The 26,361-nt window shown below is 49.1% G+C and carries 27 protein-coding genes and 1 tRNA gene; 17 read left to right on the top strand and 11 right to left on the bottom strand.

Translation table 11 applies throughout. From position 1 onward, the window contains the following. Nucleotides 1-335: 335 nt before the first annotated feature. From CRG49_RS03335 to leuS, 7 genes are all read right to left on the bottom strand, one after another. On the bottom strand, nt 336-938 hold the full coding sequence (locus CRG49_RS03335) for a uracil-DNA glycosylase family protein (protein ID WP_095502242.1): 603 nt from the start codon (nt 936-938) through the stop codon (nt 336-338). Nucleotides 939-993: 55 nt separating this feature from the next. After that, a complete protein-coding gene (locus CRG49_RS03330) occupies nt 994-2,010 on the bottom strand; it encodes a virulence RhuM family protein (protein WP_095502243.1) in 1,017 nt (338 codons plus the stop codon). A 29-nt stretch (nt 2,011-2,039) separates the two neighbouring features. Next, complete coding sequence (locus CRG49_RS03325) at nt 2,040-2,993, bottom strand: DNA cytosine methyltransferase (protein WP_198515143.1); 954 nt, start codon at nt 2,991-2,993, stop codon at nt 2,040-2,042. Continuing rightward, nucleotides 2,981-4,423 carry a protein NO VEIN domain-containing protein gene (locus CRG49_RS03320; RefSeq protein ID WP_095502245.1) on the bottom strand — a complete coding sequence of 481 codons (1,443 nt, stop codon included), beginning with the start codon at nt 4,421-4,423 and terminating at the stop codon, nt 2,981-2,983. Before CRG49_RS03320 ends, CRG49_RS03325 begins: the two co-directional genes overlap by 13 nt. Continuing rightward, nucleotides 4,420-5,436 carry a DNA cytosine methyltransferase gene (locus CRG49_RS03315; protein WP_229436928.1) on the bottom strand — a complete coding sequence of 339 codons (1,017 nt, stop codon included), beginning with the start codon at nt 5,434-5,436 and terminating at the stop codon, nt 4,420-4,422. Before CRG49_RS03315 ends, CRG49_RS03320 begins: the two co-directional genes overlap by 4 nt. Nucleotides 5,437-5,537: 101 nt before the next feature. Then, entirely contained in the window at nt 5,538-7,847 is a 2,310-nt protein-coding gene (locus tag CRG49_RS03310; RefSeq protein WP_095502247.1) for a Tex family protein, read from the bottom strand. Nucleotides 7,848-7,969: 122 nt separating this feature from the next. Next, nucleotides 7,970-10,600, bottom strand: coding sequence for a leucine--tRNA ligase (leuS, locus tag CRG49_RS03305; RefSeq protein WP_095502248.1), 2,631 nt, complete (start codon nt 10,598-10,600; stop codon nt 7,970-7,972). Between the two features lie 597 nt (nt 10,601-11,197). On the opposite strand from leuS, the gene dnaJ reads away from it, so the two are divergent. Next, nucleotides 11,198-12,340, top strand: a complete 1,143-nt coding sequence (gene dnaJ, locus CRG49_RS03300; protein ID WP_095502249.1) for a molecular chaperone DnaJ — start codon at nt 11,198-11,200, stop codon at nt 12,338-12,340. Nucleotides 12,341-12,421: 81 nt separating this feature from the next. Here dnaJ and moaA read toward each other — a convergent pair whose 3' ends face one another. The 4 genes from moaA to CRG49_RS03280 form a co-directional block, all read right to left on the bottom strand. Further along, complete coding sequence (gene moaA, locus CRG49_RS03295) at nt 12,422-13,396, bottom strand: GTP 3',8-cyclase MoaA (protein WP_095502250.1); 975 nt, start codon at nt 13,394-13,396, stop codon at nt 12,422-12,424. A gap of 134 nt (nt 13,397-13,530) precedes the next feature. Continuing rightward, nucleotides 13,531-13,857 carry a rhodanese-like domain-containing protein gene (locus tag CRG49_RS03290; RefSeq protein ID WP_095502251.1) on the bottom strand — a complete coding sequence of 109 codons (327 nt, stop codon included), beginning with the start codon at nt 13,855-13,857 and terminating at the stop codon, nt 13,531-13,533. 126 nt (nt 13,858-13,983) lie between these two features. Further along, complete coding sequence (locus CRG49_RS03285) at nt 13,984-14,640, bottom strand: protein-L-isoaspartate O-methyltransferase (protein ID WP_095502252.1); 657 nt, start codon at nt 14,638-14,640, stop codon at nt 13,984-13,986. An 82-nt stretch (nt 14,641-14,722) separates the two neighbouring features. Then, entirely contained in the window at nt 14,723-15,214 is a 492-nt protein-coding gene (locus tag CRG49_RS03280) for a GAF domain-containing protein (protein WP_095502253.1), read from the bottom strand. 150 nt (nt 15,215-15,364) lie between these two features. Here CRG49_RS03280 and tpiA point away from each other — a divergent pair, with 150 nt between their 5' ends. The 16 genes from tpiA (at nt 15,365) to CRG49_RS03200 (ending at nt 25,928) form a co-directional block, all read left to right on the top strand. Continuing rightward, on the top strand, nt 15,365-16,138 hold the full coding sequence (gene tpiA / locus CRG49_RS03275) for a triose-phosphate isomerase (RefSeq protein ID WP_095502254.1): 774 nt from the start codon (nt 15,365-15,367) through the stop codon (nt 16,136-16,138). Between the two features lie 6 nt (nt 16,139-16,144). Continuing rightward, nucleotides 16,145-16,513, top strand: coding sequence for a preprotein translocase subunit SecG (gene secG, locus CRG49_RS03270; protein WP_095502255.1), 369 nt, complete (start codon nt 16,145-16,147; stop codon nt 16,511-16,513). Between the two features lie 20 nt (nt 16,514-16,533). After that, nucleotides 16,534-16,619 (top strand) — tRNA-Leu (locus CRG49_RS03265). A 290-nt stretch (nt 16,620-16,909) separates the two neighbouring features. Further along, on the top strand, nt 16,910-18,133 hold the full coding sequence (locus tag CRG49_RS03260) for an integrase arm-type DNA-binding domain-containing protein (RefSeq protein ID WP_095502256.1): 1,224 nt from the start codon (nt 16,910-16,912) through the stop codon (nt 18,131-18,133). An 815-nt stretch (nt 18,134-18,948) separates the two neighbouring features. After that, nucleotides 18,949-19,218, top strand: a complete 270-nt coding sequence (locus CRG49_RS03255) for a type II toxin-antitoxin system Phd/YefM family antitoxin (RefSeq protein ID WP_095502257.1) — start codon at nt 18,949-18,951, stop codon at nt 19,216-19,218. A 1-nt stretch (nt 19,219) separates the two neighbouring features. Beyond that, on the top strand, nt 19,220-19,642 hold the full coding sequence (locus CRG49_RS03250) for a type II toxin-antitoxin system VapC family toxin (RefSeq protein ID WP_095502258.1): 423 nt from the start codon (nt 19,220-19,222) through the stop codon (nt 19,640-19,642). A 117-nt stretch (nt 19,643-19,759) separates the two neighbouring features. After that, entirely contained in the window at nt 19,760-20,218 is a 459-nt protein-coding gene (locus tag CRG49_RS03245; RefSeq protein WP_095502259.1) for a hypothetical protein, read from the top strand. 128 nt (nt 20,219-20,346) lie between these two features. Next, nucleotides 20,347-20,556 carry an AlpA family transcriptional regulator gene (locus tag CRG49_RS03240; protein ID WP_095502260.1) on the top strand — a complete coding sequence of 70 codons (210 nt, stop codon included), beginning with the start codon at nt 20,347-20,349 and terminating at the stop codon, nt 20,554-20,556. A 10-nt stretch (nt 20,557-20,566) separates the two neighbouring features. Further along, a complete protein-coding gene (locus tag CRG49_RS03235; RefSeq protein WP_095502261.1) occupies nt 20,567-20,866 on the top strand; it encodes a helix-turn-helix domain-containing protein in 300 nt (99 codons plus the stop codon). Nucleotides 20,867-21,537: 671 nt separating this feature from the next. Beyond that, the gene (locus tag CRG49_RS03230) at nt 21,538-21,747 is read left to right on the top strand and encodes a hypothetical protein (RefSeq protein WP_095502262.1); all 210 of its coding nucleotides are present in this window, start codon (nt 21,538-21,540) and stop codon (nt 21,745-21,747) included. A 2-nt stretch (nt 21,748-21,749) separates the two neighbouring features. Then, a complete protein-coding gene (locus CRG49_RS03225) occupies nt 21,750-21,959 on the top strand; it encodes a hypothetical protein (RefSeq protein WP_095502263.1) in 210 nt (69 codons plus the stop codon). Between the two features lie 143 nt (nt 21,960-22,102). Then, entirely contained in the window at nt 22,103-22,285 is a 183-nt protein-coding gene (locus tag CRG49_RS03220; protein WP_095502264.1) for a hypothetical protein, read from the top strand. Continuing rightward, on the top strand, nt 22,282-23,388 hold the full coding sequence (locus tag CRG49_RS03215; protein ID WP_095502265.1) for a toprim domain-containing protein: 1,107 nt from the start codon (nt 22,282-22,284) through the stop codon (nt 23,386-23,388). Before CRG49_RS03220 ends, CRG49_RS03215 begins: the two co-directional genes overlap by 4 nt. A 73-nt stretch (nt 23,389-23,461) precedes the next feature. Continuing rightward, nucleotides 23,462-25,249 (top strand): DUF927 domain-containing protein, encoded by a 1,788-nt coding sequence (locus tag CRG49_RS03210; protein WP_229436930.1) that lies wholly within the window; start codon nt 23,462-23,464, stop codon nt 25,247-25,249. A 122-nt stretch (nt 25,250-25,371) separates the two neighbouring features. Next, the gene (locus CRG49_RS03205; protein WP_095502266.1) at nt 25,372-25,662 is read left to right on the top strand and encodes a type II toxin-antitoxin system HigB family toxin; all 291 of its coding nucleotides are present in this window, start codon (nt 25,372-25,374) and stop codon (nt 25,660-25,662) included. After that, on the top strand, nt 25,659-25,928 hold the full coding sequence (locus CRG49_RS03200; protein ID WP_232726240.1) for a type II toxin-antitoxin system HigA family antitoxin: 270 nt from the start codon (nt 25,659-25,661) through the stop codon (nt 25,926-25,928). The genes CRG49_RS03205 and CRG49_RS03200 overlap by 4 nt, the downstream gene beginning before the upstream one ends. Nucleotides 25,929-26,361 lie beyond the last annotated feature (433 nt).

Raw genomic sequence — 26,361 nt, 5'->3', positions numbered from 1 at the left:
GCCGTGATGACGGGTATAGCGGCCTTTTTGTTGTTCGAGATAATCGGCAATGGGCTGCCAGTCGATAATGAGCTGAATTTTGAGCAAGGGAAAGCGGTCAGGGTCTTTACCAACGATAGTTTCGACGGTTTGTTTGAAGAAGCTGCTCATGAAGAAAATCCTCTAAATTCGGCTTAAAGGGAATTTAGAGGATTTTAGGGTGTTTGGGAAGTATTATGTCGCTTGGTAACTATAGTTACTTTACATGGGATTTAAGAGGGGTTTTGCAAAGGTCTCAGGCCGTCTGAAACAATATTGTTTCAGACGGCCTTTTCTTTATTCAATATGATTGCTGCTCAGTCTGACAGCAAACCCAGTTCCGCAAAAAATGTCCGATAAGCCGCCGCTTTCTTTTCCAAAGCCAAGGGATACGCCCGCGAAGACGAAGGCAGACGATACAACCGCAGCGCCCGTTGTGCAAGACACGTTTCCACATGCGCCCCGATTTTCGGCTTTGGTGTTTCAGACGGCATCAAAGACAACAAAGTATCCGTCGCCAATTCGCCTGTGGTCATGATGGTATCGCACAAAGGCATCTTTTCCAGTAAAGCCGCCAAATCTACCGGCTCGACTACCTGTAAAAACTTATCCGAAGCATTGCCCTGCAAACGCCGCACTTTATATGCTGTGTCATACACCGCAATGCCCTTCTCTGCCAAAAACGCGCGAATCTCTGTTTCACGGAAACGTTTGTTTTTGCCATCGTTTTCCACAAAATAATCCGCTTCGCCGAAAAACACCAGCCCGAAAATCCGCCACATATCGTTTTGGAAATTCGGATAATAAAAATCCATTTTCCAACGCGCACGCGGCGGCGGGAACGAGCCGAGCATTAAGAGTTTGGCATTAGGTGGCGTGAATGGAGGTAAGGGGTGGGTTTCGATAACAGGCTCAGCCATATTTCGATCTTTTGTTCCAATCAATGATGTTCAAACGTTTCAGACGGCCTCAAGCTCACTTGCTAACCGATTTTTCATAGCCCAACAGTTCAGCAATATCATGCGCCCCCTGCTGCTCCCGAATCTCCCGCACGGCCGTCTGAAAGCGTTCGTACTCCGCCAACGCTTTTGCTTCGGCCTGTTTTTTGCTGATTTTGCCTGCACCTTGCAACACTTCGCGATCATTAAACTGCAAAAACTGATCCAGCTTTTCCGTCCAATCGCGCAAAAACACCTGCTTTTTACGCGCCGCTTGGTCTTCGGCAAAATCCAGCCACATCGTAACAATGCGGTTCAATTCTTTGATTTCCTGCTCATTCAGGTAATTTTTCGCCACCTTCACATCTTTTTGATAAACACGCTGCGGCGTGGCTGTGTGGGTTAAACCCATTTGCGGCAAATCGGCATCGGCTCGTTCGTAAATCAATTCCGCCGCCGTTTTGCCGCTCACGGCAAAATGCAGTTTATTCTGCATTTGCGAAAAAAACAGATTGGTTTCTTTGATACTGGACTGATAATCCGCCGCCAAAGCAAAAATTTCCTGAACACGCAAATACATACGCCGCTCACTCGCACGAATATCGCGTATGCGTTCCAGCAATTCATCAAAATAATCGGGCGCAGCCACCGTGCCGACAGGCGGATTTTTCAGGCGTTCATCGTCAATCGCAAAACCTTTTTGCAGATATTCGCCCAACGTGCGCGTTGCCCATTGGCGGAACTGCGTGCCACGCGTGGAACGGACACGGTAGCCGACGGCGATAATCATGGGCAGGGAATAATGCGCGATTTGGCGACTGACTTCACGTCCGCCTTCGTTTTGAACTATTGAGTAATACTCAATAGTTGCTCTTTCATCCAATTCAGCCTCAGCCAATATCGCTTTGATATGCTTATTGATATTGGAAACGGTCGTTTGATAGAGCTCCGCGATTTCCGCCTGCGTCAGCCACAATTGCCCGCCCAATTCGCGCAAGACAAATTGGGCTTGGCCGTCTGAAGTGGTGTAGAGGATTAAATCGTTTTCTTGCATCAAGCTCCCTTAAATAATTCTGACAAATTTTAAATACTTTGCCTCAAAGCATTAGCAATATGCCACATTAAAACAGGTGGGACAGCATTACCAATTGCCCGATATTGCCGATTATCAGAAACCCCATCAAATTGGAAGTCCTGTGGAAATGATTGAATATTGGCAGCCTCTCGTGGCGTAAAACGGCGATAACGTTCATTTATCATTAAAACAGGGTCTGTACCATTCAAGCTCACTTTTGCTAAATGTGCACTAATCGTATTACAGGGCTGTTCAACATCTTGTACCCGACCTTTATTCATTTTTTCACGCACACGTAGCATACCGGCAACTGCTTTTTCACTAAAAAACCATTTTTCATCAAAATTAGCTTGTTCATCTAGTGCCAATTTAAGAGGAACTTTTTCAGGCAGCATAATTGGAAATTGAAACTTAAAATAATCGTCAAATTCACGAAAGCCCACCATAAAAACACGTTCTCGTTTTTGTGGGATACCATAATCGGACGCATTCAACAATTGATAATGAATGTGATAGCCTGCCTGTTCAAATTCACGCAAAATCATGGGAAAAGCCTGCTTGTTATTGGCAGACAAAAGACCTTTAACATTTTCAGCAATAAAAAAACGTGGTTGTTTTTCTTTTAGCACTTTAACCATTTCAAAGAATAATTTGCCTTTTTCATCTTTGTAGCCTAAACGTGGAGGATTTTGTGCCACAATAGAAAAAGATTGACATGGGAAACCACCCAATAAAATATCATGGTCAGGTAATTCACAAGCAACAATATCACGAACATCTTTCAATTCAGCTTGATGTTCAAAATTATCATTGTAAATTTTAATGGCATACGGGTCGTTATCAGCTGCATACACTATTTCAAAAGGTAATTTTTCATACTCTTGATTTAAATAAGTAAACCCCCCCAAAATACCCTTGTCCATACCACCACAACCACAAAATAAAGACGCTACTTGAAACATGGAACCTCCAATAATGCTTGCCATTCCCCTGCTTGTGGCAAAAATTCAACCATGAAGTTACTGTCTACTTTAATTAAATTATCATGAAATTTTTGGACAGGATTTTGAATGATAAAAATATTTCTTCCATTATCATTAATAACCAAATAATAAACAAAATAGCGGTCACCCAATGTTTCTGCGCTGTCCCATTCATTTGGCGTTAATTTAAATCGGTTACTATTAATCGCTTTTTTAGAACGTGTACTTTTTACTTCAATGTAGCGTTTGTGTTTTTCAATTTCAATGCTTTGTAAATCATAGCCCACTCCTAACGGCGTAGGAATTTTGTTAATTAAATGTTGGCGATTGGATTGGTTTTGTGTACGTAAATATTCGTGTGCCAAAATCAAAGTTTCACCATAATCGCCAAAGATTTTATTGGGTACGGCAGCTTGCCCCTTAATTTTTGAGTAGTATTCTTGAACCAATGCACCGATGTCTTCTTTTTCTGTTTCATTCAAAGATGGTGCAAATTCAACAATATTTTCAAATTGATTAACATAATCAAACCAATCTTTTTCTAATATTGAAATTTGAGCATTTTCAACTTCTGTCAATCCATAAAAGACATCATACTTATCAAAAAAATTTGTATTTTCAATATGTCTGTTAATTAAATCCTGATTTTCATCATTGAGATAGTAATAATACCCCGTACCTTTTGTTTTTAATAAATTGGCTAAAACCATGTAATCTAATATATCACCTGCATAACGATAAACATCGCCTTTTGATGGATAATCACCTTCTTTTCTTTTTAATTGCTCATATTTATGATTGTACTCAATTTTATTTTCTCTATTTTCAATAATTTGTTTAGCAACATCATAAGCTGTTTTGTTGTGTTGAGCTGTAACACGCAAATCAAAATAAGCGCATTGAGTTAATTCTTCCGCAGTCATGCTAAAAGGTTTATCACTCAGCTCTTTGGCAGCTTGAAAAATTTGTAAAATAAATTGACATGGTTGAAACCGAATACCTTTGTTGATTTGCTCAATAATGGCATGGCTTTTATTGTGTCCTGCTGGATATTGAAACGAATATAAAAAATAATTAAAAAACTCATCAAGATATTGGTTTTCAGCCAGCCTTTTTGCCATTTTGCTTGAATATAGCTCTCCTGTATCAGTTTCTTGAATAAAGGCAAATAAGGCTGCAATTTCTGTGCGCCAGTTATTGATAGTTTTAAGTTCAGCCGTTTGATTTTTACCAAAATTTCTCAATACTTCGTTTAACTTTTGGTTAAATTCTTTTTCAGGCTGCCTGTCCAAATCTGAAATGGAATTGGCAACATACAACAAAACTTCTTCTACATTACTTTTAAAACGTGGGCGAACGTGATGTAAACGGAAAAAATATTCATCGGGAATTTGATAAATTTGGCTCATAAAAATTCCTTAATTTGTAAGGCTAGGGCTTTTGCCAGCATAGGGGGAACGGCATTACCCACTTGTTTATACTGGCTTGTTTTTGTTCCTAAAAAAACAAAATCATCTGGAAATGATTGAATACGCGCACTTTCCCTGACTGTGGGTACACGATTGAACTCATAATGGAAATGATGTCTGTGTCCTGTATCAATGGTAAAACTGGGCTTTTGACTATTTAAACGTGTCCAAGCAATATTTACATTTCGGGTCTGGCGTAAATGTTCAGGCAGGCTTTTGTAATTGCCACCATCAGGCACAAGTGCAATGATTTCCTTTGTTTTATCATTATGTTGAGTAATTTGATGATTGAATAAACCAATGGAGTGTTCACGCATTAAATTTTGATACGGACTGCTGCCTGAAAGTGGGTAAGCATCACCATCTATTACTGAATAATCGGGTAAATCTGAAATGGCTTGTCTTGCGGTAACGTATTGTTGAACAGTTGGTGCTGGAAATGGAAATGTCGTACCATTTTTAAATCCCACAAAAAACGCACGTTTGCGATTTTGTGGTACACCAAAATCCGATGCCAGCAAAATTTGGCTATTTACTGTATAGCCCAGTTTTTCAAAATCTTCTGTAATTTGTTTTTTAATTAGACCTTTACCCATTGACATCATATTTGGCACATTTTCCATTAAAAATGCTTTGGGCTGATAAAAACGCACAAAATCCACAAATGCTTTATAAAGCTGATTTCGCTCATCATCAATCATGCGCTTTCCTGCAATAGAGAAACCCTGACAAGGTGGTCCACCAATAATGACATCGACTTTTTTGATATTCGTTTGTTGGCAGATTTGTTCGGGTGTAACCAAAAACAAATCTGCCACAATGCCTTGTGAATTGGAATGCGTATGTGTGTAGGTGCTAATTGCGTCTTGCCAATAGTCTATTCCGAGCTTGACATCAAAACCTGCCTGAATAAACCCCAATGACAAACCACCACAGCCACAAAATAAATCCATAACAGTAGGTTGATATATATTATCCATAACATTAAAGGAAAAAATTTTTTAAATTGAAAAAAGAAAATAAAAGTTTAAATAATTTCAGACCATCTGAAATTTTACCGTTTCAACTTCGCAAACGCATCCGCCATCGCGGTATTGCCGATGGTTTTCTCACGCGGATTGCGTTGATTACCGCTTGTGCGTGCTTTGCCGCTACCCGATAGGTTTTCAGAGTGCGAAGCCTGCCCGTGGTACGGCCTGTCGTTACGTTTGTTGTTTGCGCCCCCATCATCATCCAAGCGCATGGTGAGTGCGATGCGTTTGCGTTTTTCGTCCACTTCCAGCACTTTCACTTTCACCACATCGCCTGCTTTCACCACTTCACGCGGGTCGCTGATGTATTTGTTGGCGAGCGCGGAGATGTGGACGAGGCCGTCTTGGTGTACGCCGATGTCGACGAATGCACCGAAGTTGGCGACGTTGGAAACCACGCCTTCTAAAATCATGCCTACTTGCAAATCTTTGATTTCATTTACGCCCTCGGCAAATGAGGCCGTCTGAAATTGGCCGCGCGGGTCTCGGCCGGGTTTTTCCAGTTCGGCGAGAATGTCGAGCACGGTGGGCAAACCGAATTGTTCGGTGGTGTAAGCGGCTGGTTTGATTTGTTTGATTTTGTCGCGGTTGCCGATTAAATCGCCGGCTTTGATGTGCAAATCATCGAGCATTTTGGCGACAATCGGATAGGCTTCGGGGTGCACGGCGCTGGCATCGAGCGGTTCTTTGCCGCCGTTGATGCGCAAAAAGCCGGCGGCTTGCTCGAAGGTTTTTTCGCCCAAGCGTGGCACTTTCAAGAGTTTTTTGCGGCTGTCGAACGCGCCGTGTTCGTCGCGGTAGGCGACGATGTTTTGCGCAAGCGTTTGGTTCAGGCCGGAAATGCGGGCGAGCAGCGGGGCGGAAGCGGTGTTCACGTCCACGCCCACGGCATTCACGCAGTCTTCCACCACGGCATCGAGCGATTTGGCCAGTTGGCTTTGGTTGACATCATGCTGGTATTGGCCGACGCCGATGGATTTCGGGTCGATTTTCACCAATTCGGCCAGCGGGTCTTGCAGGCGGCGGGCGATGGAGACGGCGCCGCGCAGGCTCACATCCAATTCGGGGAACTCGCGCGCGGCCAATTCGCTGGCGGAATAGATGGACGCGCCGGCTTCGGAGACGACAATTTTATGCAAACCCATTTCCGGCATGGCTTTTATCAATTCGCCCGCCAGCTTGTCGGTTTCGCGGCTGGCGGTGCCGTTGCCGATGGCAATCAGCTTCACGCCGTGTTTTTTAATCAAACCGGCAAGCGTAGCCAACATATTGTTTTCTTGGTGTAAATATACAATCACGGTGTCCAACAGCTTGCCCGTGTCGCTCACGACTGCGCATTTCACGCCGTTGCGGTAGCCGGGGTCGAGGCCGAGCGTGGTCAGACGGCCAGCTGGGGCGGCGAGCAGCAAGTCTTTGAGATTGCGGGCGAAAACGGTAATCGCATCGCTGTCGGCGTTTTCTTTCAGACGGCCTAAGGCTTCCAATTCGAGCGACAGGAAGATTTTGGCGCGCCATGTCAGGCGCACGGTGTCGCGCAGCCATTTGTGGCCGTCTGAAATGTGGAAATGTTGGGCAATTAATGCTTCGTATTCAGAGGCTTGGGTAATCGGTGTGTCATCGGGCTGGTATTTCAGCGCGATGGATAACACGCCTTCGTTGCGGCCACGCAAAACGGCCAGCGCGCGGTGGCTTGGCATGGTGCGTACGGCTTCGCGGTGGTCGAAATAATCTTTGAATTTTTCGCCTTCGTTTTCTTTACCGTCCATCACTTGCGCGTGGATTTCGGCTTCATGCCACAATTTCTCACGCAAACGGCCGATGAGTTCGGCATCTTCCGCGAATTGCTCCATCAAAATCGCGCGTGCGCCGTCGAGTGCGGCTTTGGTGTCGGCGATGTCGTCTTTGACAAACGGCGCGGCGGCGGCTTCCACATCTTGCGGCTGCTCGCTCAACAATACATCGGCCAGCGGCTGCAAACCTTGCTCGCGGGCGATTTGCGCCTTGGTGCGGCGTTTGGGTTTGTAGGGCAGGTATAAATCTTCCAGCGCGGTTTTGTTGTCGCAGGCTTCGATTTGCTCGCGCAGGCCGTCTGAAAGTTTGCCTTGTTCTTCAATGCTTTTTAACACGGTTTCTTTACGCGCTTCGAGTTCGCGCAGGTATTGCAGACGCTCGGCCAGCGTGCGTAATTGCGTGTCGTCCAAGCCGCCGGTGGCTTCTTTGCGGTAACGTGCGATAAACGGCACGGTCGCGCCTTCGTCGAGCATGGCGACGGTGGCGGTGATTTGGGCGGCGGTTGCGGAAAGTTCTTGAGCGAGAATTTGGGTGATGTTCATGGTTGGAAAGTCGGGGCAAAAGGCCGTCTGAAAAAAAGATTGATTATAGCGGATATCAAGCGGCAAGGCCGTCTGAAATCGTTCAGACGGCCTTCTTGGATTCGGGTTTTACCCCATGATGTTTACACGACGATATTCACCAAACGACCCGGCACCACAATCACTTTTTTCGGTGCTTTGCCGTCCATGAATTTCACCGCGCCTTCGCTGGCGAGTGCGGCGGCTTCGATTTGCTCTTTCGGGGCATCGGCTGCCACTGTGATTTTGCCGCGCAGTTTGCCGTTGACCTGAACCATAATCTCGATTTCCGATTTCACCAAAGCGGCTTCATCGACTTGCGGCCAAGCGGCATCCCACAGTTGGGTGTTGTTGAGCTCTGCCCACAAGCTTTCGCAGATGTGCGGCACAATCGGCCACAACAGGCGCACGACGGCTTCGAGCACTTCCTGCGCCACGGCGCGGCCTTGTTCGCTGCCGGTGTCGGTTTTGTCAAACTGGTTGAGCAATTCCATCACGGCGGCGATGGCGGTGTTGAACTGCTGGCGGCGGCCGTAATCGTCGCTGACTTTGGCAATGGTGCTGTGCAGCTTGTGGCGCAATTCTTTCAGCTCTTTGCTCAAGTTTTCTTGATTGCCCGAGAATGCGGCCACGGCATCACCTTGTTTGCGGAAGTCGAACACGGTGCGCCACAGGCGGCGCAAGAAGCGGTGCGCGCCTTCTACGCCGCTGTCGCTCCATTCCAAAGATTGCTCCGGCGGGGCGGCAAACATCATAAACAGGCGGGCGGTGTCGGCGCCGTAGGCTTCAATCAGGGCTTGCGGGTCAACGCCGTTGTTTTTCGATTTCGACATTTTTTCCACGCCGGCGATTTGCACCGGCAGGCCGTCAGTTTTCAGCGTAGCAGAAACAGGGCGGCCTTTTTCGTCGGTTTGCACTTCGACATCGGCCGGATTAATCCACTCTTTGCTGCCGCTGGCGCCTTCGCGGAAATAGGTTTCGCACACGACCATGCCTTGGGTCAGCAAGCGCTCGAATGGTTCGTCAACATTCACTAAGCTCTCGTCGCGCATCAGTTTGGTGAAGAAACGCGCGTACAAAAGATGCAAGATGGCGTGTTCGATGCCGCCGATGTATTGGTCAACCGCGCCCCAGTATTGCGCGGCTTCGGTGCTGACCATGCCGTCTGAAAACTGCGGCGACATGTAGCGGAAGAAATACCAGCTCGATTCCATGAAGGTATCCATGGTGTCGGTTTCGCGTTTGGCCGCACCGCCGCAATGCGGACAGGTGGTTTCGTAGAATTCGGGCATTTTGGCCAAAGGCGAACCCATGCCATCTGGCACGACGTTTTCCGGCAGCACAACCGGCAATCGGTCGGCCGGCACCGGCACATCGCCACAGCTTTCGCAATGCACAATCGGAATCGGACAGCCCCAGTAGCGTTGGCGTGAAATGCCCCAGTCGCGCAGGCGGTATTGGGTTTTCGGTTCGCCCAGTTGCAGGCTTTGCAGTTTCTCGCCGATTTTGTCGAAGGCCGTCTGAAAGCCTAAGCCGTCGAATTCGCCGCTGTTGACCAATACGCCGTTTTCTTTGTCGGCATACCATTCTTGCCATGTCGTATCGTCAAACGCATTGTCGCTCACGGCAATCACTTGTTTAATCGGCAGGCTGTATTTGTTGGCAAACTCAAAATCGCGCTCGTCATGCGCAGGTACGGCCATCACCGCACCGTCGCCGTAGCCCCACAACACATAGTTGGCAATCCACACCTCCAATTCTTCGCCGTTGAGCGGATTGATGACGTAGCGGCCGGTCGGCATGCCGCGTTTTTCCATGGTCGCCATGTCGGCTTCGGCAACCGAGCCGGCTTTGCATTCGGCAATGAATTCTTGCAGTTGCGGCACATCGGCAGCGGCGGCAGTCGCCAGCGGATGCTCGGCGGCCACAGCCACATAAGTCGCACCCATCAAGGTGTCTGGGCGGGTGGTGTAGACTTGCAGATAATCGGCGTAATCGCCTTCCAAACCTTGTTTGCTGTTGTCGGCCACCGGGAAGCGCACGGTCATGCCGCGTGATTTGCCGATCCAGTTGCGCTGCATGGTTTTGACTTGTTCCGGCCAGTGGTCGAGTTTGTCCAAATCGGCCAGCAATTCTTCGGCGTAATCGGTGATTTTGAAGTAATACATCGGGATTTCGCGCTTTTCAATCACCGCGCCCGAACGCCAGCCGCGACCATCAATTACTTGCTCGTTGGCCAATACGGTTTGATCGACCGGATCCCAGTTGACCGTGCCGTTTTTGCGGTAAACAATGCCTTTTTCAAACAATTTGGTAAACAGCCATTGCTCCCAGCGGTAGTATTCCGGCGTGCAGGTGGCCAGTTCGCGATCCCAGTCGATGGCAAAACCCAAGCTTTTGAGCTGGGTTTTCATGTATTCGATGTTGTCATACGTCCATGCGGCAGGGGCGACGTTGTTTTTCATCGCCGCATTTTCCGCCGGCATGCCGAACGCGTCCCAACCCATCGGCTGCATCACGTTGAAACCGTTGAGCAATTTGAAACGGCTCAATACGTCGCCGATGGTGTAGTTGCGCACGTGCCCCATGTGCAGCTTGCCGCTCGGATAGGGGAACATCGACAGGCAATAATATTTCGATTTGGACGTATCTTCCGATACATTGAAAATGCGGGCTTCGTCCCATTTTGCCTGCGCCGCCGGTTCGATGGCGGACGGTTGGTATTGTTCTTGCATGATTCGTCTGCTTTACGCTGAAAAAAGTGAAAAATTAGCATGGGATTATAGCAGTTTACTGGCAGATTGTCGGCAATTTGCGGAACTTGTTTGAATGGGGAATAGATATTATGAATAGGCCGTCTGAAAATTTTCTGGGGAATATTTTCAGATAGTTTTTAGAGTTAGATTATTTTGGTTTTCTGAATCTCAATATGTGCGCTTCATGGCCGCGTGGCCACCTACTTTTAGCTTCGCAGAAACTTCGTTTTCTTTGCTTCGCCAAAGGAAAGTAGGCAAAAGAAAGGCGACCGCGGTTGCAGGTTCGCCCGTAAGGGCGAACTTCCCTCACTATGCAGGATTTTGGCAGCAGGCTCGAACTCGCCGCTTAGGGCGGCTCAAACACCGAGCCTTTTATTCTGCCAAGATCCTGCTTCGTTCGGCTGCGCCCAGCGGATAGGGCAGGTTTCTCTAAAAATAATTATTTCATGAAGAAGGTTATTTGAAAAAATATTCTTTTTTTCAGACGGCCTTTTATTTCGCTTTTTCCCCTTGAGATTCCCGTCACTGCCCATATCTGCACACCAGTTTTAACACCTAATCTATTCCACTACGAACATGAGCAATCAAGACTTTTACGAAACCCTCGGCGTTGCCCGCAGCGCGAGCGAAGACGACATCAAAAAAGCCTACCGTAAATTGGCGATGAAATACCATCCCGACCGCAATCCCGACAATAAAGAAGCGGAAGAGAAATTTAAAGAAATCCAAAAAGCCTACGACACCCTTTCCGACAAAGAAAAACGCACCATGTACGACCAATACGGCCATGCCGCTTTCGAGCAAGGCATGGGCGGCGGCGCAGGTGGTTTTGGCGGCGGATTCGGTGGCGGCTTTGGCGGTGCACAAGGCTTTGACTTCAGCGATATTTTCAGCCAAATGTTCGGCGGTGCCGCAGGTGGCGGCCGTCAGCCAAATTATCAAGGCGCGGATTTGCAGGTTGGCGTAGAAATTACCTTGGAAGAGGCGGCCAAAGGTTTGAAAAAACGCATCAATATTCCGACTTATGAAGAATGCGATGTGTGTCACGGCAGCGGTGCCAAACCGGGCACATCGGCCAGCACCTGTTCGACCTGCCACGGCTCGGGCACGGTACACATCCGCCAAGCCATTTTCCAAATGCAGCAAACCTGCCCGACCTGTCACGGCACAGGTAAAGAAATCAAAGATCCTTGTGTGAAATGCCGTGGCGAAGGCCGCACCAAAACCAGTAAAACCGTTGAAGTCAATATTCCGGCGGGCATCGACGACGGCCAACGCATCCGCTTGAGCGGCGAAGGCGAACCGGGTCAACACGGCGCACCGGCCGGCGATTTGTACGTCAACGTGCATGTTAAAGAACACAAAATCTTCGAGCGCAACGGCTTGGATTTGCATTGTGAACTGCCAATCAGCTTCGCCGTGGCCGCGTTGGGCGGTGATGTGGAAGTGCCGACTTTGGATGGCAAGGTGAAACTCAATATCCCGAAAGAAACCCAAAACGGCCGCCGCATGCGCGTGAAAGGCAAAGGCATTAAATCACTGCGTTCCAGTGCGACCGGCGATTTGTACTGCCATGTGGTGGTGGAAACACCGGTGAACCTGACCGACCGCCAAAAAGAATTGCTGGAAGAATTTGAAAGCATTTCTACCGGACTCGACCGCAGCCAAACCCCGCGCAAAAAATCGTTTTTAGATAAATTGGGCGATTTGTTTGATTGATTGTTGAGTGATAAATGATAAAAGGCCGTCTGAAAAATAGATTTTCAGACGGCCTTTTTATCGATTAAACAAAGTCAGCGCTTACCCCCCAGTCAACGCCATCACCCGAATAATTTTCTTCGGATTTTCCACAAATTCGTGTTTTTCCGGCTTCATCGCAATCGCATCGCGAATGGCTTGGTCGAGCTCGGCATCGCTGCAGTTGTCGCGTAGCAGGTCGCGTAATGGCGCTTTGTCTTCTTGGCCAAGGCAGAGGTGGATGTTGCCGGTGGCTGAGAGGCGCACGCGGTTGCAGGTGGCGCAGAAGTGTTGGCTCATCGGGGTAATCAGGCCGAGGGTGAAGCCGTTGTTTTCGCTTTGCCAGTAGCGCGCGGGGCCGCCGCCGATTTTGCCTTCAAACGGGCTTAAGTCGAATTTTTGGCGCAATTCTTCCAATACCGGTTGCAAGCTGACTTTGGCGTGTGCTTGGCCGGTGGTACCCATCGGCATGGCTTCGATAAGATTCAGGATAAAGCCGTGTTCCATGCAGAAAGCGACCATTTCATCCAAATCCATGTCGTTAACGCCTTTGAGCGGCACCATGTTGATTTTGATGCGTTCGAAGCCGGCTTCTTTGGCAGCTTTGATGCCATCAAGCACTTGCGGCAGACAGTCGCTGCCGGTGATGTTGGTCACGCAGCCGCGTCGCAGGCTGTCGAGGCTGATGTTTAAGCGGCGCACACCGGCTTGGCGTAGGGCGTGGGCGTGCTTTTCGAGCTGGGTGCCGTTGGTGGTGAGTGAAATGTCTTCCACACCGGGCTGGCGGTTGATTTCGGCGGCCAAATCAGCCAAACCTTTGCGCAATAGGGGTTCGCCGCCGGTTAGGCGGAAGCGTTTGGTGCCGAGGCGGGCGAACGCGGCGGCTACGCGGCCGAGTTCTTCAATGGTCAGCCATTCTTTGGGAATGGAAAAACCTTTAAAGCCTTTGGGCAGACAATAAGTGCAGCGCAGGTCGCAGCGGTCGGTCACGGATATCCGTAAGTAGTCGACGGTACGGCCGAATGGGTCGGTCAGCATGATGGATTTCTAGTTATTTCGGTTTAGTTATTTGGTCGTGTTTGGATAAAATTTTATCTTTAAAATTATGGGTTTAATCTTATCGTGTGTTTGGCGAAATGGCAAAACAAAATAACCTTTTACGCTTTAGGCTTTTAATAACGAGCGACATTCGCATCTACTTGCAGCGCCCATTCGTCTATGCCGCCTTGCAGGTTATACAATAGCTCAAAGCCCATGTCGGCCAAATAAAGCGCGGTGTGCAGGCTGCGGATGCCATGGTGGCAATACACCACAATCGGCAGGCCGTCGTCGGGCAATTCGTTGTGGCGCAACGGTATTAGATTCATCGGGATATGAATGGCGTTGGGCAGGGCGCAGATTTCGACTTCATCATCGGTGCGCACGTCGAGCAAATGAAATTGGCGGCCTTCATCTTGCCATTTTTTGAATTCAATCACGGAAAGTTGCGGAATCATCATTATTCGGCCTTTGTTTTTTAAGAGTAAAACAGGCCGTCTGAAAGGAAATGTTTCAGACGGCCTTTCTTGGAGCGGAGCCGATATCAATCATTCGGCAGTCTCTGAATCTAAATATGGTGGCAATCTTTAAAAATCAAAGTCGCCAAAAGGTTGATTGGTTTTATCGTTGAGATGGGCAATGAGGGTATCGAACAACACGCTTTGGCTGAATTCGTTGCCGTTGAGGGTGATGAGCAGGGCGCGTTGCACCGGTTTGTCGCCGACCACAACTACCATGCGGCCGCCGTCTTTCAATTGCGCTTTTAAGGTTTCCGGCACGTCATGCACGCCGCCGCCAACGTAAATCGCATCAAATGGCGCGCCTTCGGTGTGTTCGGCCAAGCCGTCGTTTTGCGCGTAGTAAATGTTTTGATAGCCCAAATCGTCTAAGATGGCTTTGGCGCGGTTTTGCTGCTCAATATCGAGGTCGTCTGAAACCACTTCGCCGGCCAATTCTGCCAGCAATGCGGTGGCATAGCCCGAGCCGGTGCCGATTTCCAATACTTTGTCTTGCTTGCTTAATTCCAAACCCTGTGCCAAGCGTGCCACGACTTTCGGCTCCAGCATCTTGTGGCCGTTGGGCAGCGGCAATTCGGTGTCGGAATACGCCAAACCTTGTTGATTTGCGGCAACGAAACGTTCGCGAGGAATCTCCATCAAGGCATCGAGCACATTAAAATCCAACACGTCCCAAGGGCGGATTTGTTGTTCGACCATATTGAAACGCGCTTTGTCAAAGTCCATGATTGTGCTCCGTGGCGGGTGTTATCGGGAAAGAGCCATTATTATAGAATCGAATTGGCCGCCTTGCCATATTTCAGACGGCCTATTTCGTGGAGTGACGGCTGAGTATGTCGGCTAATGCATTTAAATAGCGGGCATCGGTGTCGTCAAACTGCGCCAGCTTGTCGTCATCCACATCCAGCACGCCATAGCAGCGGCCGTCTGAATCAAACAGCGGCACCACGATTTCCGATTGAGATAAGGATGAGCAGGCGATGTGGTCGGGGTGTTGGTTCACGTCTTCGACCACAATGGTTTCGCCGCGTGCCCAAGCCCGTCCGCACACGCCACGCCCGTAAGGAATCCGCGTGCAGGCCAACGGGCCTTGGAATGGCGCCAACACCAATTCTTGGCGTTCTTGTTCCACCAAATAAAAACCAACCCAAAACCAGCCGAATGCTTCTTTTAAGATGGCGGCGGTGTTGGCCAAGTTGGCAATCAGATTGGTTTCACCGCTGATCACGCTCTCAATCTGCGGCAGCAATTCTTGATAACGCGCGGTTTTGTCGGTGTGGGAAAGATGAAGCGAATGCATGAAAAAAGGCCGTCTGAAAAAAATAAAAACGAATTATAGACCAATTGGCTATCCGGTAGGAAACTAGGCCGTCTGAACAGGAAATATTGCTAATCATGTCGATATGAACTACACTTCGTTACAGTGATTTAATCTGACGGAGCAAGCAACATGCAACACGAAATCGGTATGTGGGATCAAAAATGGGTCATCGGCAACTGGAAAATGAACGGCCGCCTGCAAAACAACAACGCACTCATGCACCGCTTCCGCATCATGCCGACCGCCGAGCGCGTATTAATCGGCTTGGCCGCACCGACCGTGTATCTGTTGCAGCTGCACAACGCCATGCAGATTGTGTTGAACAACCGCATATTAACCTGCGCCCAAGACGTGAGCCGCTTCCCGAATAACGGCGCGTACACCGGCGAAGTATCTGCCGAAATGTTGGCCGACATCGGCACCGACATCGTATTAATCGGCCACTCCGAGCGCAGCTTGTATTTCGGTGAGAAAAACGAAATCCAACGCCGTAAAATGGAAAACGTATTAAACGTCGGCCTGATTCCATTATTATGTGTCGGCGAAAGCTTGGAAGAGCGCGAAGCCGGCCAAGAGCAGGAAGTGATTGCGCATCAATTATCCGTGTTGCAAGGCTTAGACACCAAAAACATCGCTGTCGCCTACGAGCCGGTTTGGGCAATCGGCACCGGCAAAGTCGCTACCGTCGAGCAAATCGCCGACATGCATGCGTTTATCCACAAACAAATCTTGTCTTTGTGTGGCGACGATGTTAAAATCCGAATTCTTTACGGCGGAAGCGTGAAAGCTGAAAACGCAGCAGACATTTTCGCCGTGCCACATGTAGACGGCGCATTAGTCGGCGGCGCATCCTTGTCTTATGACTCGTTTACCGCCATCATCGACGCCGCGCAAGCATCGTAGAGAATTATGGAAGCCTTTAAAACCGTTATTTGGATTGTGAACATCATTTCCGCATTGGCCGTGATTGTGTTGGTATTGCTCCAACACGGTAAAGGTGCGGATGCCGGCGCCACTTTCGGCTCAGGCAGCGGTAGTGCACAAGGCGTATTCGGTTCGGGCGGTAATGCCAACTTCCTGACCCGCTCGACTGCTATTGCAGCCACCGTGTTTTTCGCCACCTGCATGGCGATGGTGTATATCCATTCCAACACCACGCGTCACGGTTTAGACTTTAGCACCGTGCAACAAAGCCAACCGGCGCAAACCGCACCTGCGCCAAGCAACACAAATACCACACCTGCTGCCCCCGCTCCGGCCTCATCCGCGCAGCAGTAAATAGAAAATAAGAATTACCGGCCGACATGGTGGAATTGGTAGACACGCTATCTTGAGGGGGTAGTGATCCTAGATCGTTCGAGTTCAAGTCTCGATGTCGGCACCATCAAAAGGAAAACCGTCTGAAATTCAGGCGGTTTTTTTACGTCTATTGCCGTCTAATGCTATAACCGAAAGGCTTGTAAATAAAGGCTTTGCGCGCGTTTAACATGACTGAAACGCCTGACTTAACCGTCTAATCCCGTCTAATTCAATCCAATGAAATTAACCTAAAAATGTTGGTGCTTTTGTTGGTGTGTGGCAGAATGCCCGAAAAAGCACCAACATTTTCAGTCAAAACCAAAGCAGGGAAACGTTTTTACCAGTTTGCCTACAACATGAAAAAGCACCAACACCATGCCTTTAAACGACCTTCAAATCAAACGCGCCAAGCCAACCGACAAGAAGCAGACACTTTCAGATGGGGGCGGCCTTGCTTTGGTTATCAATCCAATGGCACGCGGCGGCACCAAGTATTTTATTTACAACTACCGTTTCAATGGCAAGCAGCAAACCTTACGGCTTGGCAAATATCCTGATATTTCACTTACCGAAGCACGGGAGCGGCACAGACAGGCACGCAATGACTTGGCAAACGGCATCAATCCCAGCCAAGCCAAGCAACAGGCCAAACAAGCGCGCAAAGCCGCCTTGCTGAATACCTTTGAACACTTGGCGCGGCAATGGCACGCCGAAAACCTACACCGCTGGAAAGAGAACCACGCCGCCCGCATCATGGCCGATATGGAAAAAGACGTTTTCCCGCATATCGGAAACAGGCCGATTGATGAAATCAAAGTAGCAGACGTAAAAGCCGTGATTGAAAAAATACACCAGCGCGGGGCAAGCGCGAGCGCGGAAAAGATACGGCAATGGATAGGCGCGGTATATAACCATGCCGCCAAGCTGGAATTAACCGACCGAAACCCAGCAACACCATTGCGCGGCCATTTTGAGAAAAAAGAAACCGTGCATATGCCTGCCCTACCAAGAGAAGAATTAACCGCCTTTTATCAAAAATTGCTGCAAGCCGATATAGACCATAAAAACCGCATAGCCATGCTGCTTACCATGCTGACATTTGTACGAAGCACCGAATTGCGCGGCGGGCAATGGCATGAAATCGATTTTGAAAATCAGGTGTGGTACATACCGGCGGAACGCATGAAAATGAACCGCCTGCACAGCGTGCCGCTTTCAGATTGGGCAATGGAATTACTGCACGAGCTACACGGCCAAACAGGCCACACGGCCTACTTATTCCCCAGTCGAACCAAAGCAGCAGGCTTTATATCCGATGCCACCCTAACCCGCATCATCGAACGCCTAGGCTACAAAGGCATAGCCACACCACACGGATTTAGAAGCCTTGCCAGCAGCGTATTGAACGAGCAGGGCTATAATCCCGATGCTATCGAGCGGCAGCTTGCCCACGAAGAGAGTAACCGAATCAGAGCAGCCTACAACCGCGCAGACTATATGGCCGAGCGCACCGAAATGATGCAATGGTATAGCGACTTTTTGCGCGGCCACTATCATCAAGCCCTAGTCCTGATTGAAGCAGGGCAAAAGGCCGTCTGAAAACACGCTTTCAGCCATATGCCGCCGCAACACCGACACCAGCCCCGCGCTGGTGTTTTTTACGCCCCAAATAAAAAACCTATACGCGCGAGAAAAATACCTTGTTACGCTTGTTACGTTGTTACGCTTAATAAAAATACATTAAAAATCAATATAGTTATATCGAAACTGTATTTTTCGCAGCTTGTTACGCCCTTGTTGTGGGCTTGTTACGCCCGTAAAGGCCGTCTGAAAACACACCAGCTTAATCGGCTGGTGTTTTTTTATTGCCTTGAGAAAAACACCATACGTGCGCGAGAAAAACAGCGGGAACATTTTTAGTTTTCTCGCTTTGGTTGCTGATTAAATTGCCGGTGTGATGGCTGGATATTTAGAAAATCGACAGCAGGGCGGTAAATTTCATCACAGGGCGCATTTCTTGGCTTGGCAATACCTTTGCATACCTTTTGGGATAAATGCCGTTAAATCGCAAATTTGAGCCATTTACGACAGGGTAGATTTTCAGGCCGTCTTTCATTGGGTGTTTGGCCAAAAGGTAAATTCAACATCATTCAACACCCTCACCGGCACCCGTTTGGCCGTCTGAAAACACAAACACCAGCCGCGCCGCTGGTGTTTTTTTTGCACGTTATACAGCATTTGTATAATTAGCCATGCTATGTATAATTTTGTATAAAACTGAATGCAGCCTGAACAATACAGCCCCGACCGTTTGCAATGCGGCGGGGTTTTTTGTTGCGTATGTTGTACAACGACATGTAATACAGTAGAATGTAGTAACATTAAATCAATATTTAAATACAAGGAGTAATGGAATGAAAACCATGACAAGCCGCGAATTTAACCAACATGTAGGGAGAGCGCAAAGAGAAGCGCAAGCCGCCCCCGTTATCGTAACTAATCGCAGCAAGCCCGTTTTTGTATTTTTAACGTATGCCGATTATCAAAAGCTGGCAGGCAGAAAACAGAGCGCGTTAGACGTTTTATTGTCTTTGGATTGCCCCGATGTATCAGGTATTGATTTTGAAGTACCGGCACGCAGTAGAGCGCAAAGAAAGCCTGTTGATTTGAGCATGGAGGGCTGACGTGTATTTACTGGATACCAACATTATCAGCGAAATGCGGAAAGTGAAAAGTGGCAAAGCCGACCATAACTTGACCGCATGGCTAGCAGAGCAGGATAGCAGCAGTTTCTATACGAGTGCCGTTGTCATGATGGAACTTGAACGCGGCATATTGGGCATGGAGCGCAAAGACCCGCAGCAAGGCCGCGCATTACGGGTATGGTTCGACAGCATGGTTGCCATACTGCTCGCAGGGCGAATATTGCCGATAGACGAAACCACCGCGGCCATTTGCGCCAAGCTGCACATACCTGATCGCAGCCCTGAAAATGATGCTTGGATAGCTGCAACTGCTAAGCAGTATGGCTTGATTTTGATTACACGCAATACTAAAGATTTTGAGCATAGCGGCGTGAAGCTATTAAATCCGTTTGAGGCCGTCTGAAACGTTTACCGCCACACCTAGCCCACGATTAGCGACCAACGGCGAAAACAGGGCATTCCCTAGCCTTGCTGGTGTGGTTTTGATTTTGATGGGGAAAGAGCGCAGGGGAGCGTAGAAATGCCAAAAGTTATTATAGAAATTGATAAAGAAACATTTGACCATTATCAAAAAGTAAAACATCAAATTCAAGAAGCAGAAAAGACCGAAATCACGATAGAAGAATGCATAAAGAGAGTATTGGCAAATCAGCCAAAATTACTGGCTGACTATCATAGCTTAGCTGATATGCTTGTCGAGTGCATTAAAGAAAAAGAAGTGATGGAAAAATCTTTGAAGAATGAAAGCCGAGATAGTTTTATATACGAGCATAGCTATAAACAAGTTTTAAAAGACGTAAAAGGCAAAGCGAAAAACGCAGCAGATAAACGACACGAACCAACGAGAAAACGAAAAGAACAAGCTATTCAGGAATATAAAAATAGTGGACTAAGTAAAAACGAATTTGCCGCTAAATTTGCAGAAAAATATCATGTTGCTGAATCAACCATGCGTAAGAATTGGTTGCAAGGGGTGTGAGTGCTACAAGCAAAGCCCATACCCGATACAAGTAAAACCCATGCCCTGTACAAGCACAGGGCATTTTTTTGCCCCTAACACTTTTGCACAATGCACCTATCGTAAACAACGCGATAGGAATCTATCCAATGCAAACAAATAAACTTATCCGCGCCAAAGAATGCGCCGCCCTGTTTGGCGTTTCCGTTTCCACATGGTGGAACTGGAACAACCCAAAAAGCCGCCACCACCGCGCCGACTTGCCCCGTCCGATTAAAGTAGGGGAAAACAGCACCGCATGGCTGGAAAGTGAAATCAGCGACTATATCGGCAATTTGGCCGCCAACAATCGAGTATAAGGGGAACGCTATGCAACAAAATAAAACCGCCCGAAACACACAGGGCATTTCAGACGGCCTTAACCACGCCCGCCATGATAACCGCTTTTCGCCCACATCACAATGCGGCGAAATCCTAGCCATCTTGCAGAACGGGCAGAGCCTTACCCACTACCAAGCCGCGCAAATGGGTATTATGGCCTTTCCGGCGCGTATCAGCGAATTGCGGGCAGCCGGTTATCCAATCATCTGCACCATGCAGCCACACGTTAACAAGCACGGCAAGACCGTGAAGCATGGCATTTTCACGCTGGCAGCAGAGAAAGGGTAGAGGGGGGGGGTAGTAAAAATCCAAGCGGATTTAGCCCCCGAACCGGTTAGACAGCTTAGATTGTGTGCTAACCGAAAATATTTTTATGCGATTAAGTGTATAATTGGCATTTTCTGCTAATTGTTTTCTGTTTAATCGTGTTTATGGACTGAAAGAAGCATATTGATTTGAATTTTCCGCCAAGTACGCGCGTGCGCGAAGCAGCCTTTTTTATGGACTCTAAAAATTCACAAAAGGCAATACGAATTTTCGGAGCAGTACGCGCGTGCGCGCGCGCGAGAAGGTTGCCCTATATGTTGGAAAATTCAGACGGCTATCCATCAACAAAAAATACCGCTTAATCAGCCTTTTAAATTTTGGCAGGCGTTTACCGCTTGCGAAGCTGAAAGCAATCAGGCAATAATACGGCCATCTGTTCAATAGCAGATTCAGCCGTGAGAAGCTGGTTTAACGTGGCAAGCAGCCGCCCAAATCTTCACAGGATTGAAGCGGATTTTTTACGCTTGCATTTCCCCTTGTATTATCTCTTTCAATGGTAAGCGGGGGCAGAGTAAGGCTATGCCTTGCTGGTTCACGTTACCAGTTTCTCACCCTTTGCCCTTTGCTTGCCGCCCACGACCGTGAGAAGTCTAAGCGGCTTGATTAAGCTAACGTGAAAGAGAGCATTCAAAATGCAGAATCATCAAACACAGGCCGCAAAGCCTATCCGCAGCGCATTCACGCGCCCGATTATTTCTCAAAAAATCCGCAGCTTTGATACGCTGGCCGAAGCTGGCCGCTATATCGACCGTCTGCAACGCTGCAAACTCAATTACCGTTTCAACATCATTCAGACCGGCCGCCGCTGGTGTGTTTGCCGTATCGTTTCGGGCGAGGTGTAACCATGAATCACACCGCCGCTTATCGTGTTTACCGCGACACATGGGATACCGACCAACCGCACACCAGCTACACGGTTGAAATCATGCGCCCCGACAATCAGAGCTGGCAGCGTATTGCCGTTGCTGATACGCGTGAGAGCGCATTACTGGCCGCGCGTTTGTTTTGCAGCCGTTACGGCTGGCAGCTTTCAGACGGCCACACGCCAAACTAAGCCCCGATAACCGCCCTTGCTATTGCCGATATGCGTTACAGCAGGGGGAAACTACACCTTCAATTTGGCGTGTGTTTCAGTAAGTGATTGATTTATATCAGTCATGGCAAAAGCAAAGCACCGCCGGAAAGTGAGCAAATATCATGAAATACGCTATCAGCACCGCATTGGCCGCCGCTGTTGTCATGACCGCCTATGCCTGTAATAAGCCCGCGACCGCTGAACCAATGGCAGCAGAGCAGGCCACCGCATGGGAGCAAGTCTATACCGCCGACCCGATGGCCGCCGTTGTTTATGAGCCGATACCGAAAGGAGCAGCACAATGAGCCGCCTTGATTATCACGAAATCCGACAACGTGCCGCCGGTAACTGGCACGGCATTTTAACCGCGCTTGGTTTGCCGTCTGAAAGCCTAACCAACAAACACCAGCCATGCCCCGCTTGCGGCGGTACCGACCGTTATCGGTTTGACGATAAGGGCGGCAATGGCGGCTTTATCTGCACCCACTACAAAAACGGCGCAGGTGATGGCTTTGATTTGCTGATGCACTATTTCGGCTATTCATTCCATGAAGCAGCGTTAGCCGTTGCCGGTGTTTTGGGCATGATCGATAACGCAGCCCCCGAAACACACGCCACAGCCGCGCCGCGTGTGGCACCGCCCCAGCCCCCTAAAACACCGCCGAAAGACCGCCTGAACAAACTGGCCGCGATATGGGAGCAAGCCGCACCGGTAAGTGATGGCGACCCTGTTAGCGGGTATCTGCAAGGCAGGGGCTTAACCATGGCCGAGCCATACCCCGAAGCATTGCGTTATCACGCCGCCTTGCCGTATTGGGCGGAATGTTCAGACGGCTGGAAAGAAATAGGCCGCTTCCCCGCCATGGTTGCCGCCATTACCGAAGCAGACGGCACACTTGCAGGCTTACACATTACCTACCTGAAACGCTGCTACACCAAACCGCAGGGCGACAGCGGCGGCCATACGCAGAGCTACACCAAACTGAATTTGCACCACCCCGAAACGGGGGCGCAATTACCGGCGAAAAAAATGCAAGTGAGATTTGAGGGCATGAGTTGGTTATCAGGCCATGCCGTGAGACTGTTTCAACCGGTAAACAATGCCCTGATGGTGTGTGAAGGCATAGAAACCGCCTTAGCCGCGCATGAATTAACCGGCTGGCCGGTATCAGCCTGTTTAAGCACCAGCGGCCTGAAATCATTCAAATGGCCGTCTGAATTGCAGGCATTGGGCATTTATGCCGACCATGACCCCGCAGGATTGGAAGCAGCCGACAAGCTGGCACGGCGGGCAATACAGGCAGGCTTAGACGTGTTTACTTGGAAAAGCGACACCCCCAACACCGATGCCCTAGACGAATTGAACGCCATTCAAGCAGCGGAAGCGGCTGGCGGCATCAACGATTGACGGCAAAGAAAAAGCCGCCTGAATGTTCAGACGGCCTTTGCACACAGATAAAGCATTTAACGGAGATTGAATTATGACAGCCACAGCAGAGAAAGACAAGCAGGCCGATACCGGCAGCAAACCCGATTTTATTAAAATGTTTGAAGGTGTGGGCGGCAATGGCGGCGAAAGCTACCAGTTAAAGCCCCGCTATGAAGTAAAAAGCAATGGCGTGCATTACATCGGCATTACCCACGATAAAGACGGCAACGCCCACGAGCAGCCGCCCTTGCTGCTTTCCGACCCGATACACCTTATCGGACGGGGCATAGACGAACAAGGCAGCCATTACCGCATTATCGAATGGCGCGACCGCCTGACCCGCCAAACCAAACAGGCCGCCATACCACAGGCCGATATAGGCAGCAATGCAGGCTGGCGGCAATTACAGCAATACGGCATTACCATCTTAAGCGGCCGCGTGAAGCGTGAGCGTTTATCGGATTATCTGCAAAACCACGGCAGCAACACCCCTTACACCATTACCGACCGCGCAGGCTGGCATGACGGCGTTTACCTGTTGCCCAATGGCGAAGCAATCCACGATGGTAAAGAAGCACCGCGCATTATCTACAATGGCGACACCAGCCAAGCAGCAGCCTACACACCGGCGGGAACGCTGGAAGCATGGCAGCAGCAGATAGCCCGTTATGCAGCCGGTAACAGCCGCCTATGCCTTGCCCTTGGCACCGCCTTAGCCGCGCCGCTGTTGTCGTTATTGGGCGAAGAATCGGGCGGTTTTCATCTGTATGGCGATTCATCGGACGGCAAGACGACCGCCGCGCGTGTGGCCTTGAGCGTATGGGGCAAGCCGTCTGAAAGTATCATGACATGGCAAGGCACGGCCTTAGCATTTAACAACACCGCCGCCGCCCGCAATGACGGCCTATTAGTGTTGGACGAAATCAGCCAAGCCGCGCCCAAAGTGATAGGCAATACCGTGTATAGCCTGATGAATGGCGTAAACAAAGCGCAGGGCGCAAAAGACGGCGGCAACCGAGCCTTGACCCGATGGCGCATATTAATGCTTTCCACCGGCGAAAAGACACCAACCAGCATTCTGAAAGCAGATAACGACTGGAACGCAGGGCAGGCGACCCGTTTGCCCAATATCCGAGCCGCTGCACAATACGGCATTTATGACACGCTGCACGGCTTTTCAGACGGCGCGTTATTGTCGGAACATCTCAAAGAAACCGCCGAGCAGCACCACGGCGAAGCAGGCCGCGCGTTTATCCGCCTAATCGACCCAAACACACCGGCCGCCGCGCAAGAGCGCATGGCAGCCTTTTTAGCCAGCCTGCCCGACTTGAGCGGCCAAGTCCGCCGCGTGGCACGCCGTTTCGCCCTATGCGCCGCCGCAATCGAATTAGCCGCCCCCATTACAGGTTTACCCACAGGCGTGGGCATGGCAGGCATCAAACAATGCTTTGATGAATGGCTGGCCAAACATGGCAGCGGCAAATACGAAGACCAGCAAATCATCAAACAGGCCGCCGATTTTTTAGCCCAATACGCCCACAGCATCCGCTTTGCCGATTGGCCGCTACCAACGGGCAGCAAAACAGGCGACAACGCCGCAGGCTACATTGCCCGCAATGCAGCAGGCGAAACCGAATATCTGATTATCCCCGCCGTATTTGAGCGCGAAATATGCGGCACATACGAGCCTGCCAAAGCCTGCATTGTCTTGCACGGCATAGGCTGGTTAAACAAGCCCAAATCAGGCGGCTGGAAAGTGCAGAAAACACAGGGCAGCGGCCGCCCGCGCTTTTACAGTCTCAACAGTGCCACCCCGCCCGAAAGCGCAGAGCAGGATTAGGGCAGAGCAGGCAAAAGCCGTCTGAAAAAGGTTTCATCTTGCACCCCTTTCAGACGGCTTTTGATTACCCTTTCCTTTTTTGGGAATAGTGGTTATAATTTTCCCAATTCAGGAAAACCGAAATGAAAATTTTAGGCAAAGACATCATTCAGAAATTCAGCGCGAAACACGCAGACAGCCGCAAAGCCTTAATCACTTGGCTGGCAGATGTAGAACGGGAAAACTGGAAAACACCCAACGACATTAAGGCTGTTTATCAAACGGCTGATTTTTTAGCAGACAACCGCGTTATATTTAATATCAGAGGTAATCATTACCGCCTTGTCGTTAAGGTTCGTTATATCAATGGCATTGTAAAAATAGAATGGATTGGCACGCACGCGGAATATAGCAAAAAGGATTTTACAAAATGAACCAAATCAAAATTATCAAGACCCATCAAGATCATGAAGAAGCCATGGCGCGTCTATCCGCTTTGATGGATTTAGACCCTGCACCTGAATCAGACGACGATTTAGAATTGCAGGCCTTGGCGGCATTGATTGAAGCGTATGAGCGCAAACATTTTCATATCGACACCGACGAAGTTACCCCGCTGGATATTATTAAATTCCGCATGGAACAAAACGGCCTGACCCCCAAAGACATGACCGCCTACCTTGCAGCCCCAGCAAAGTAAGCGAAGTATTAAACGGCAAACGGCCTTTGAGTTTGACCATGATTAAAAAGCTGCATCATGGTTTGAAAATTCCTGCCGATTTACTGATAGGCGGCACCTTATAGGCCGTCTGAACCCCTACACCAGCCCCGCCGCTGGTGTTTTTTATTGCCCAGACCCCGAAAAAATGCCCCGTAACAAGCAAACGTAACAAGCACAACAAGCATTCAGCAGATAGCTTGTTACGGCCAAACCCTTATCAAGCAAGGCTTTCAGCGAGCCACAACAAGGTAACAAGCGTAACAAGGCATTTTTGCACTATATAGCGTTTTTTTTGAGCGGGGAAGGGTAGCCCCTTTTTTATGGACTCAAAAAATTCACCCGCCCATATATCGGAAAATTCAGGCCGCTAATATGTTACGAAATTCAGGCCGCCTTGTTTTTCGCCCCGCCG

This window comes from Neisseria sp. N95_16 (genome assembly GCF_002551535.2).
In the GTDB taxonomy this organism is placed as follows: domain Bacteria; phylum Pseudomonadota; class Gammaproteobacteria; order Burkholderiales; family Neisseriaceae; genus Neisseria; species Neisseria brasiliensis.
This window is presented reverse-complemented; position numbering and strand designations above follow the sequence as displayed.